Raw genomic sequence first — 11,753 nt, 5'->3', positions numbered from 1 at the left:
TAAAAACGGGGTTATTCTTCGTCCGACGACACAATATCTGCATCGCCCGCTCGATCTCCCGCGTCCGACCGATCACCGGGTCGAGCTTCCCCTCCGCGGCCAATCGAGTGATGTCCCTACCTATCTCGTCAAGAGCAGGCGAGGCAGACTTGCTCTGCGGAACGTGCTCCATTGTGGTTGTCTCAAGAATCCTGCGCTTGACCATCAACAGATTCACGCCTATCTCGTGCAGCACGTCCGAGGCAAGACCGCTGCGCTCCCGTATGAGGCCCAGCAAAAGATGCTCGGTCCCTACATAGTGGTGGCTCATTGACTTCGCCTCCTGGGCCGCATACCTCAGCACTCGCCTGGCGCTCACGCTGAACGGTATCTCGTCGCTTGCGGCAGATGCACCTCCAGCAGTGATCCTCAGGGAGAGCTTCGCACGGACGGTTCGGAGGTCTATCCCACACTCTCTGAGGACTGCACAGCCGGTGTTGTCAGGGTCCTTCAAAAGGCCCAGCAACAAGTGTTCAGTTCTCAGGGAGGGATGACCGCAGCGCAGCGCCTCTTTCTTGGCGTAATAAACCGTTTTCCTGGCGCCGTCAGTATATCTATCACCAAACATCACACATCACACATCCTATTAACACAAACAGCTCTTCGCCCGAGGCTTGCGACTCTGTCCTTTGAGCCAACGTTCTCAGCGTAGCGTAACTATGAATAAAAGGCCAAAAGCCCCAATCCAAAGATACTCTCAATTCATGCTTGAACATAGCCAAGACTCCAAATAAATGCAAGCTCACCCCGAGACACAGGCGCCATCCACAAGCCGGAGCACCTGAACGGCGTGCGAGGCAAGCTCTTGGTTATGGGTAACGACTACGAGGGTCCTGCCTCTTCTAACGGTCAGGTCCAGAAGCAGCGAGAACACGCGGTCTCCGGTCTCGTGGTCGAGATTGCCGGTCGGCTCGTCGGCCAGGACAATCTCTGGCTCGCCCACGAGAGCTCTCGCCACGGCCACGCGCTGCTGCTCGCCGAAGGAGAGCTCCGCGGGGCGGTGAGAGATGCGATGCTCAAGCCCTACCCTCTCGAGAAGCGACATCGCCTGAACCTGCGCAGCCCTGGGCGCAACGCGCCTGATCAGAAGCGGCACTGAAACGTTCTCGACCGCGCTGAACTCAGGCAAGAGATGGTGAAATTGAAAGACGAAACCAATCCGCTCGTTTCTGAAGCGGGAGAGAGCTGACTTGGACGCATCAAATACGTCCCGGCCGTCAAACCTCACCTCGCCAGAGGTAGGCCCAAGTAGTGTGCCAAGTATGCTGAGCAACGTCGATTTGCCGGCGCCGGAGGAGCCAACTATGCAGGCGAACTGCCCCTTTCTTACCGAGAACGAAACAGATCTCAGCACTTGCGTAACCGTGCCGGCCCGGACGAACTCCTTGCACAACTCCTCTACAACGATGAGGTCTTCACTCATATCTAATCGCCTCCACCGGATCGAGCCGGGCCGCCTGCCGAGAGGGATATATCGTGGAGATGAAGCTCAGAAGGATGGAGCCTGCGCAGATAAGAGTAAAGTCCAGAGACGTCATCCTGAACGGCAGGTAACTGAGATAATAGACGTCGCCGCTGAGGCTAATCAGGTGATACTTGTCGGCCACATGGCAAATAATGGAGCCGGCGACCGCGCCGATCGCCGTTCCAACCACACCGATGAGCGTCCCCTCGATCATGAATATCGCCATCACGCTCCCGTTGCTGGCGCCCATTGACTTGAGTATCCCGATGTCCCTGTTCTTCTCCATCACCATCATTATGAGGGTGCTGGCGATGTTGAACGCCGCCACCAACACGATCAGTGCGAGAATAATGAACATGGCGATCTTCTCGAGCTTCATGGCAGCAAACAGATTCTTGTTCATATCCTGCCAATCCGTCGCCTTGTAGGGCGACCCGAGGACTTGGGCGATCTCTTGGGTAATGGCTCTTGCCCTGAAAATGTCGTCCGTTCTCACCTCGTAGCCATTTATCTCATCCCCCATATCGAAAAAATCCTGCGCCGCAACCAGAGAGATATAGGCGAGGCTCGAATCAAACTCATACATCCCTGACTTGAATATCCCAGCGACGACCATCCACCTGAGCTTCGGCACAAGGCCGGCCGGTGTATCCCTTCCAAACGGCGAGATCAGGGCGACCTTGTCTCCGACGTAGATGCCCAAATTGGACGCCATCTCCTGCCCCACGATGATCCCGTCATACCGGCCCTCGTTCTCCTCATCCTCAGGTCTAAAATCTCGCCGCGTCAACGAGATGAGCTTGCCCTCCACCATGTTCTTATGAAGGTCGCTCACCGAGGCCTCGAGCCTAGGATCAACACCTCGCACGGCAATGCCTTGCGTCCGGTTGGGCGAGCGGATCATCACTTGCCCGAAGACGAACGGCGAAACTCCCGTCACCCCCTCCACACAACTGATCTTCTCCATCACCTCTTTCGACAGAAGTATGCGCTGAACGTCGCTGAACGGCTGCCTGGTTACAAGAACGTGTGCTCTTATCCCCAAGATCTTCTGCCGAAGGTCCTGCTCAAAGCCCGTCATCACGGCTAGAACAATGATTAGCGCCGCCACCCCAACCGCGATGCCACCGATGGAAATGACGGTGATGATCGATATGAATGCCTGTTTGCGACTCGCTTTCAGGTACCGCAGGGCGAGCGCTAGCTCGAAAGCCCTCGCCAAAGGTCTGCGTTTCCCCTCAACTGCCATCTACTCAACCCTTGCCAAGAGCTTCTCAAGTGCAGAGAGGCTTCGCCGCACACCTGACGCCTCGTGCGCCTCGACCGTCAACACAAGCCTGTCCAGGGTCTCTGCGAGACCGCTGAATAGAGAGCCGAAATCCGCCGTGCCCTCCCCGATAGCGAGGTGCTGGTCGGACCCACCGTCGTTGTCGTGCAGGTGCAGCTCAACGAGGCGCCCCTTAACTCGCCTCAGCCAGCTCGAAAGATCTCCCCGGGCAAACACGTTGAAGTGTCCGATGTCGAAGCAGTGCCCGAAGACCTCCGGGTCAAGACGATCAACAAGCGTGCAGAGCACATCCGGGGAGCTCTCAAAGGTGTTCTCAAGCGCGAACATTATGCCGCTCTTGCCCGCGACGTGGCCGACCTCCGCGAGAAGACCTTCGCAATTCCCAAGCCAATCCTCGACCACCTCGCCGTACTTGAAGCTCGTATATCCCGGGTGGAGCACGAGAGTCTTCGCGTGCAGGTATGTGGCGACCTCCAACGATTGTAGTATGCGTTTCTCGCTGATCGAGCGTATTTCAGGATCGAAAGCACCGATGCTGAGGTCCATGTATGGCCCGTGTACAGTGCAAGAAAGGCCAGCAAGAGATAGATCGTCTCTCATCCTCTTGAGCTCGGGCCTGTCAAGCTCCAAAAGGTCTGTTGTGTTCAAATAAAGCTCAGGGTTCACCCGATCGCGAAGAACCAGCGGCATGTATCTATCCCGGTCGGCATAGGGAATGTGGACAAAGACATTGGTGCGGCGGCTCGCGTCGGCCGCTCCGTTGCCGGCGAAATCTTTCATCATCTCAGAACAATCCCCAATACCAGTTAATAAGGCTCCTGCCGAAGAAGGATGATACTATCGCTCCAAAAGATAGCAACGGGCCGAAACGTATCTCCGTCTTGCGCGAGACCCTGCCAGCGATAAGGCCCGGCAGAAAAAGCGCTGTCCCCACGATGCTCGCTATCAGCACGGACAACAGAGCCAACCTAAGCCCCATGTATGCGCCCAAAAGCGCGCCGATCCTAATATCCCCGCCACCCATCATACGGCCCTTGCTCAGCAGAACCACCGCAAAGAAAAGCCCCCCGCCAATCATAATGCCCCAAAGCGACGAAAGCGGTGTCATGGCAAGGGGCGAGGGTAGAAGCCGGTGTGTGTTTGGAGGGCCGCCAACTCTCCACAACAGCGTAACAAATACAACGCCGCAGCCAATCCCAGGAAGGCTGACAACGTCCGGCACCAGTCCGGTCCGGTGATCGATCGTGGCGATTAGAATAACAAAAAAGCAGAGCGAGAACCATCCTGCTGCCTCGAGCAGCCTCGGAGCAATTGCGCCGTGCCTCAATATCCTGAGGTCCACAGAAAGGCTCAAAGCGATGAGAACACTCAGTATCCCTACTGCTCCCTCGACAATCGGATATTGAGGCGAGAGCTTCACTTTGCAGTGCCGACACCTCCCGCCAAGCAGGATGTAGCTTAGTATCGGGATGTTGTCCAGTGCCCGGAGATGTGTCTTGCAGTTCTGGCAGCGAGAGCCTGGCCAGATTATCGATTGGCCCTGAGCTATCCTGAACGAGCAGACGTTCAGAAAGCTGCCCATGCAAAGGCCGAACACAAAGATCACGAAAAACTCTGCCGCAACAAATAGGTCTAAATGTCCCACACCAAGCTCACTCACAATGCTGATTATACTGGTCTGACGAAGCCTCTCGTTGCGCTGCCCAAAAGACCTCCATCTTCAGCTATCTGGTGCCGCATATTAACTGATCCGCTCCTGTTATTGCACTTCGTTTCCGGCGAATATCCATATCGCGTGCAGCTGTCGCATCACAGCCCGCCATCTTGAAACCGGAGGCCTTCTCTGATAAAAGTTTGCCATGATTAGCCCAAGAGAAAGCTTCGTCGGTAAAGTATTGGTGGGCCTGCTTCTATTTGCCCTTTATCTAGCCCTTGCGATTCTCTACGCCTCCCCGGCCGTGCAGAACTTCTCTCACGCTGCGCCAGGCTACCACGGCGGGTCAGACCTCTACCAGTTTCTTTGGGGCCTGTGGTACTTCAAGCACGCCATCATCGATCTAGGAACAAACCCTTTTCTCTGCGACATCGCGTTCTACCCAGATGGCTTCATAACTGCGCTCTCCCCGTTCACGCCACTTTACGGCTTGTTCTCCACACCCCTGCAATTGCTCGGGCTCAGCCTGATGCAATGCTACACGATACTTATCATCTGGACATACGCCGCAAGCGGGCTTTTTACTTATCTCCTCATCCGCCACTTCAAGGTAAGCCGACTCGTGTCGTTCCTCGGAGGTCTCAGCTATGCCTTCTGCACTTATCGCCTCGCCCATGTCCTCTTCGGGCACCTCAACCTCGCCGCGACCGAATGGGCACCCCTTTACGCCCTCCTCCTATTCAGAATGATCGAACGCCCCTGCACCAAGCGAGGCGCTTTGCTTGGGTTGGCGTTTCTGGCTCAGCTCTACACGTCATACTACTACGCCGTTTTCCTTCTCCTGTTTACACTCGTAGTGCTCGCTGTAAAAATGGAATGGGAGCGAAGACCACTCCGACACTCCGCCCGACTGTCGCGCCTCATTGGCCTTCTTTCTGCGCTCGCACTCTTGTGGGGCCTAGTTTCCAGCCAGGTGCCATCCGTCCGCATTGGCCGATTCTCTCCTAGAACTCTCTCGATATGTGGCTGGACCCTTGTTGCCCTGTGGTTCCTGATATTCAGGCGGCCGAAAGCATTTGCGCTGTTTGCTAAGAAAATGGCCCGGCCGATCACCACCACGATCGTCGTGGTTCTCGCTGGTTTCTCCCCAGCGCTCGTCTCCATGCTATCCAAACCGTTTGAGGGCCAGCTATCGGCACGACTCTCGAACGACTTCTACATGTCCCTTAACGCCATGCACCTGATTGTCCCTCATCATCAGAGTCTTCTCTGGGGCCACCTCGTCAAGAAACTCTTCCCGCAGTTTACGAACCTTAGCATTGAGGTCTTCCAGTATCCCGGTCTGGTGCTGATAGCACTTCTTGTCGTCTCTCTTCTTTACGTTCGCAAAGTGCAGGGGCTATCACTATGGCTAGCCTGCTGCACGGTCTTTCTCCTAGCGATGCTGGGCGACGTCTTCACAGCCGGCCTTGGGTCTGACCAGTTCAACTACTTCATGCCTCGCAACGACACCTTCTTCATGTTGCCAATCTGGCCCCTTTTCAAGCGCATCCCAGCGATAGGCGCAGCGCGAGTGTCGGCGAGGTTTGGCATCATGCTGGTAATGTGTGGGGCTGTCGCCGCCTCTTTAGTCGCGGATTTCCTGCTATCTCGGCTAAACAAGGCCTTCTCGCGGACTGCCGTTGGCCTCGCACTCTGCACTGTTTGCTTTGTCGATCTTCTGCCGGGGCCGCTGCCAATCGCGAGACTCCACGTCCCCAAGGTATTTGCAACGATAGCGAAGCTGAAGGGAGATTTCACCGTTCTTGAGTTCCCAACCGGTTTTTTTACCGGCTCGGGCTTCGTTGGAACGAGCGGCATGCGGGACATGATCGACCAGACAGTCCACCACAAGCGCCTGATAGGACATGCCATAGGCAAAATCCCTCGCTCGGTACTCTTGAGGCGCTTCACGGAGCCAGTCGTTGGCACCTTGCTGAGACTGTCGGAGAAGACGGTCTTGAAGCGCGTAGGTCTCCACCAGATAAATATCTGCAACGATCGCATTCTTCTAGACGCCCTTTGGGCGCCTCAGTTCTTGCGCGAGTATGGCGTCCACATAGTCGTGGTTAACAAGAAGGACATTCCGGCCGAGATGCTGCCCAATGTCGAGGAATACATTGAAGCGATCTTAGGTGGAATAAAGGCCGATTCGTCCGAAGAAACAGATATGTATCTCATACCCGAGCGCAAGACAAGTCCCATCCCAAAAGATGCGCTTCTTGCGGACCGCCGGAACCTCCTCTCCGAGGTCTCCTACGGCTACTCGTTCGTCGAGAACTTCGCGATGCACTGGGTAACTGTCAACGGCTCGATTAGGAATGACGTGCTAGATGTCAAGAGCGTCGAGCTGTGGTATGAAGACGTCAAGCTCCCTGTTGACTTCAAGCTCACTCGTAGCCGGGACGGAAGACTGGACTTCACCGGCGGGTTTTTCGTCAGAAGGCACTCGGTTCGCCCCTGGGGGCTTTGCAGCCTCGATTACGGGGAGATAGTGAACGTCGGCGAGGTGGAAAAGTTCGTGACCATGGACCGCGAGGCCGTCCCCTACCTGATCCTGAAGGTCAAGACGAACAGCGAGACCGTGCCTCACTTCTTCCGCTTCTCGCTCGACCCGGATGACGCTGGAAGGGGAGAAGTTCACCTTCGAGTGCACTGGTGAGCCTGAGGTCGGTGGCCACTCCATCACCCCAAAGGCGAAACCATGCTCCTCATCGCCCGGCGCGCAAGGCCGAATCCCTACACCTCATTGCCTAGCCCACAAAGGGGAAACCATGCTCCTCATCGCCCGGCTTTAGCCGAGGCGATGCAGAAGGCTACCATGATCCTAAGCCCCGAATTCATTCGGGGCATTTGAGAGCGGCCCAACATCCTCCTCCATATCTCTCCAGATGAGGATTCTCGGAGGGAGGAGGAGGGGGCGCCTTCGCCGCTTCAGGTCACCCATCTGAAGATGGGTGCTAATATAATGAGAGCCGTCCATATCACCGCATTAAAATACGGTGATCCGAAGGAAGGCGCACGCCGCGTGAATCCGGACTCCCCAAAAAGCGAAGACCAGGATGGACACCAACATGGACAGCCTATAAAGCCCGTCCTACACCCGCATGGACACGGTTGGCTGCCCCGGTCAAGCCGCGCCTTTAGCGCCGAGAATGTGGGGAAGAACGTTACGCAGGTCGGGAGAATCAACCACCACGTCGGCCGCGGCCCTGGCGCTGGTGCTCTGCGGGCAGAACGCTATCCCAAGTCCAGCCGCACGCAGCACTTCGGCATCGTTGTCGTTATCCCCAACGAAAGCCACCTGGGAGATGTCCATCTGAAGCTCTCGGCATAACGACCGAAGCTCTTGCAGCTTGTTCTCGCGCTCGTTCCGCAATGGGTGGCCGGGGTTGAAGCCGACCGGCCTTCCCTCTTCATCAAAGTGTATGTCTGAGACGGCGACCTGGTCGAAGAGCGTGTCGTAGTTGGGCAAAAGCTGCTCGAGGACCATCCTGATAGTGCCAGATAGGATGAACAGGTAGTGCCCCGTGCGCCTTAAGACGGCCAGAGCTTCAGCCAGGCCGTCCGTGAGGCGCATGCTGTTGATGACTTTGGTGAAGTCCTTGCGGGTAACGCCGAGCTCGCGCCAAATGGCTACCTCTTTGCTGCCCCACTCCCTGTAAGTTATTCGGCCCTCCTGATAGCGACGCTTGAGGATGCTGCGCACCTTGTCCGAGACGCCGAATCGCTCGTGAAACGTCTGCCAACAGTAACAGACGTTCTTGACCAGCGTGCCATCAACGTCGAAGCCAACCGCTTTGTATTTCACAACGCTTCAAGCCAGATAATCTGCCTTGCGAGCTCTAGTATTACGCAGGCCAACGGCAGAAAGATAACGAGCATGTTAAGAAGCAGCGTGCCGGCGCAGAGCGATTCGAGCGTCTTGGGCGTGGCCGCCCCGCCAGATTGGGCGTCAAGCAGATTCTTGAGAACGACTGGGACCAGAATCAGTGGCAGAAACTGATAGGGGAACGAGAAGGCCACCACAGCAGTGAAGAACGAGAATGTGAGCGTCGATAGAATTAGTATGTAATAGAGCACTATGGCGAGCGAAGGACCGAGCAGGACCACCAGATTGTGCTTTTGGACTGCCTTGTCCGCCTCGTAGTCGGGGAACTCGTTGATGAGTACGACGGCCGTGATGCTGGTCATGATCGGCAGGGCCACGAACGTGCCGACCAGGTTGAAACGGCCAGTCTGCAGGTAATAGCCGGTGTTGACGGTGAGCCAGCCGTAAGAAAAACCGATCAGGACCTCCCCAAGTCCGTGGTAGGCCCATTGAACGGGTTTTGCCGAGTAGAATGCCCCCGCCGCTACGCCGAGTGCCCCAAGCAAGAGGGTATATGGTCCACAGTTGTAGTCAAATTGCAGGGCTAGCCCGATAGCGGCGATCGGGATTAACAGCAGCAGCGCAACGACGAGCGCAGAAGACCTCTTGACCTGACCCGTCTGAAGAACCCTGGTGCCGCCCGAGAAGGCGTTAAAACTACGGTTGATGGTGTCGCCCTCGTAGTCGAAGTACTCACCCAGGTAGTACGTGACCAGCATTATCAACACGACACCCAGACCGCCCAAAATCATCACATGCCAGCTAGTAGAATAGCCGTAAAAACTCGCCAGTAGATAGCCCAGGATGTATGGCAAGAGGCCGACGAGCTGGAACTTGGGCCTCGAGAGACTGAACCACAGCCAAAGTTTCCCAAGCCAAGCGTTTTGGCCCGGCGCATCTTGCGTGATTACGTAGGTTGAGGAGGGCTTCTCATCATTCATGCTGGCGATTGTAGCATGGCGTCTGATTTGCAGTAAAGGCAACTAGACCGAATCGCCGTGGGGAACTACATTGTAGGTAATGTTGCGTTTATGCCATGGGGCCGGCAGAGGATGCCAGTCAGCTCGGCGGCTGCGCCGGCTCGCCGCTAACCGAAACGTGCTGCGCTAGGCTCGGTTAGACTGTCAGCAATCATTTGAGTTCAAACTGTGCGCTTGCTATCTGGCCGACGATGCCGTCCTGGTTGGCAAGCCCGGCGAACCACGTGTATTCGCCCTTCGGCAGCCAGTCTCCCATCTCTATCCCGAAGAATGCCTCAGGCTCGGTGTTCGTTCCGGGCCGTATCTGCTGAAACATAAAGACGATGGACGCGGCCGTCCACTGCGGAAAATAGTAGAGCCCGCCATCGGGGAGCATGACCGCAATGACCAGGTTGACGTCCCAGGAGCACCGGGCCAGGTTCGTCTCGCTCAGCAGCACATCCATGAAATCACCAACTTGATACTCGGTCTGGTTGAGGAACAGCTGAACCGACGGCAGTGGGTCAGGCGTCCCGACGTTGCTCAGCCTGCTCACCCCGAAGTAGCTCGAGCCGAACCACTTGTCGCCATTGTCGTCGCAGGCGACCGAGACGAAGTCCGGGGTCCAGTCATCCCATTTCTGAATCAGGCCACTGTTTTGGCAGGTGAACGTCGTCCAGACCGCACCATCGAATGAACAAATACCCCCGCCGGGCAGACTGCCCCTGTCAATCGCGAACCACTTGACGTTGTCCTCATCGACCGCGACCTGCATCACCTTTCCCTCCCGGATGCCGCTGTTTGAGCTCCTGTAATACTGAACGGTCTGCCCATCGAAGGAGAAGGCGCCACAGTTCATCTGGTTGTCGGAGCCGCCCCAGACCACGCCGTCATGGTCCACCGCGAGGCAGCACACATAAAAGCCACTCTCAAGTTCAATGCTCTGCCACCCCTCGTTGGCGAAGGCGTAGAACTTGTCCCGCCCAGTCGCATAGAGCGTCCCGGATGCCCGGTCCAGGGCCAGCGCCTCGAGCCCCCTCCCATCTGGCGTGGGGAACTTCGTCCAGCAGAACCAATCGAACTTAAGCAGGCCGTCGAAAGTCGCTGCATATACTGTGTAGTTATCGTCGATGAGGAGGTCCTGGGCATCGCAATCCGGATTGAAATATGCCACGCCTCGGCTGAAGTTCGTCCAATCTTGCCCGTCGAACCGGTCGAGTGAGTACCCATTGAGAACCCATATAGAGCCGTCTGGCCCCTCTTCCAGGTCTTTAATCGTGACGTTTTCGAGCGGGGAGTTGTCGCGGGTCCACGCGTCCCAGCTACCGTTATCGAACCGGCAGAGGCCATAACCTGCGAACCAGACCGTGTCGCTTAATCGCGAGCACACGATCCTATTGTAGTCCGTTCCAGCTATCAGGCCCATCGTGGTCGGGTAGTGAAGCGTCTTGACGCCCTGGTACAGCCTGATATGGCCCTCGTCAGAGAAGACCCAGAGAGCGCCTTGGGCGTCGAATAGAAGCCCATCAAACGACGGATCGGCAGAGTGAGTTGTGATGGGGAGAATGACCCAGCGACCGTTCAGGAACTTGCAGACGCTCTTGCATACAACGTATATCTCCCCGTCCGGGCTGATCGCGATGTCGCTAACGGTGCCCCCGGGAAGCCCGCTGTTATCGCTGGTGTAGTGCGCCCAGCTGAACCCATCGAAGCTCTGGATGCCCTTATCGTCAAAGGCGATCCACAGCCGGCCATCGTGGTCGAATGCCAAGTCATCAGGGTACCCGGCAACCAGCTCCGAATCGTCGGACGACCACGAATACCATTCGTCTCCGTCATAGACGTAAAGACCGAGGTGTTCACTTGTGCCCGCTGTGATCGCCAGAAGCCCGGACGCCGCATCATAGTCCATCACGCAGTTGCCCAATGTGTCGGGAAGGACCGTGCTCGCTGAGGTAAACGTCGTCCAAATACCATCGTTGAAATGGTTCAGGCCCCTGGACGTGGCGACCCAGACCCCACCCTCACCATCGCCGCAGATGCTTCTCACGGAACCATCTGTAAGCGGGCTGCTCTCTGACGTGTAAGTCCTGGTATCGTAGCCAGAAAAGAGCAATAGACTCTCATAGGTCCCGATCCAAAGGCCGCTGAAGTCCGCATATATGCAGTTCACAAACTCGGGCGTTACGACGCTGTTGTAGCGGCCAAAGTGACGCCAGGATACCTCGCCGCCAAGATAACGGCAGCGCACGAGGTTGGCCACGCCCGCACCCCCGCCCTGCGTCCAGATCGAGCCATCCGGACCAAGTGAGGCGCACCACACGTCCTGCCAGCCCGGCGAGTCGTAGTTACGCCATTCGTCCGCGAATGAGGGGGCGGCAGCCGCACAAATGATAACAACCAACAAGACAGAATAAACTCTCCTCATGACTTACCTC

At 56.6% G+C, this 11,753-nt stretch carries 9 protein-coding genes; 1 reads left to right on the top strand and 8 read right to left on the bottom strand.

The genetic code is table 11. The features are described 5' to 3' along the window. From VM163_01250 to VM163_01230, 5 genes are all read right to left on the bottom strand, one after another. Positions 1 to 607: Clp protease N-terminal domain-containing protein (locus VM163_01250; GenBank protein ID HUT02503.1), on the bottom strand; the 607-nt coding region annotated here is incomplete at its 3' end. A 174-nt stretch (positions 608 to 781) separates the two neighbouring features. After that, on the bottom strand, positions 782 to 1,462 hold the full coding sequence (locus VM163_01245; GenBank protein HUT02502.1) for an ABC transporter ATP-binding protein: 681 nt from the start codon (positions 1,460 to 1,462) through the stop codon (positions 782 to 784). After that, positions 1,455 to 2,753 carry a lipoprotein-releasing ABC transporter permease subunit gene (locus VM163_01240; GenBank protein ID HUT02501.1) on the bottom strand — a complete coding sequence of 433 codons (1,299 nt, stop codon included), beginning with the start codon at positions 2,751 to 2,753 and terminating at the stop codon, positions 1,455 to 1,457. The genes VM163_01245 and VM163_01240 overlap by 8 nt, the downstream gene beginning before the upstream one ends. Next, positions 2,754 to 3,575 carry a sugar phosphate isomerase/epimerase family protein gene (locus tag VM163_01235; protein ID HUT02500.1) on the bottom strand — a complete coding sequence of 274 codons (822 nt, stop codon included), beginning with the start codon at positions 3,573 to 3,575 and terminating at the stop codon, positions 2,754 to 2,756. A gap of 1 nt (position 3,576) precedes the next feature. Beyond that, positions 3,577 to 4,437: a prepilin peptidase gene (locus VM163_01230; protein HUT02499.1), complete on the bottom strand. Its 861-nt coding sequence runs from the start codon at positions 4,435 to 4,437 to the stop codon at positions 3,577 to 3,579. A gap of 214 nt (positions 4,438 to 4,651) precedes the next feature. Here VM163_01230 and VM163_01225 point away from each other — a divergent pair, with 214 nt between their 5' ends. Next, positions 4,652 to 7,147: a hypothetical protein gene (locus VM163_01225; protein ID HUT02498.1), complete on the top strand. Its 2,496-nt coding sequence runs from the start codon at positions 4,652 to 4,654 to the stop codon at positions 7,145 to 7,147. Between the two features lie 468 nt (positions 7,148 to 7,615). Here VM163_01225 and VM163_01220 read toward each other — a convergent pair whose 3' ends face one another. The 3 genes from VM163_01220 to VM163_01210 all read right to left on the bottom strand — a co-directional run bounded on the left by VM163_01220 (position 7,616) and on the right by VM163_01210 (position 11,743). Beyond that, positions 7,616 to 8,296 (bottom strand): HAD-IB family phosphatase, encoded by a 681-nt coding sequence (locus VM163_01220; protein ID HUT02497.1) that lies wholly within the window; start codon positions 8,294 to 8,296, stop codon positions 7,616 to 7,618. After that, positions 8,293 to 9,297: a prenyltransferase gene (locus VM163_01215; protein ID HUT02496.1), complete on the bottom strand. Its 1,005-nt coding sequence runs from the start codon at positions 9,295 to 9,297 to the stop codon at positions 8,293 to 8,295. The genes VM163_01220 and VM163_01215 overlap by 4 nt, the downstream gene beginning before the upstream one ends. A gap of 190 nt (positions 9,298 to 9,487) precedes the next feature. Then, entirely contained in the window at positions 9,488 to 11,743 is a 2,256-nt protein-coding gene (locus VM163_01210) for a two-component regulator propeller domain-containing protein (protein ID HUT02495.1), read from the bottom strand. Between the last annotated feature and the right edge of the window lie 10 nt (positions 11,744 to 11,753).

This window comes from bacterium, from assembly GCA_035527515.1.
Lineage (GTDB): Bacteria > B130-G9 > B130-G9 > B130-G9 > B130-G9 > B130-G9.
The sequence above is the reverse complement of the archived record's forward strand: the minus strand, read 5'-3'. Positions and strand labels throughout refer to the sequence as shown.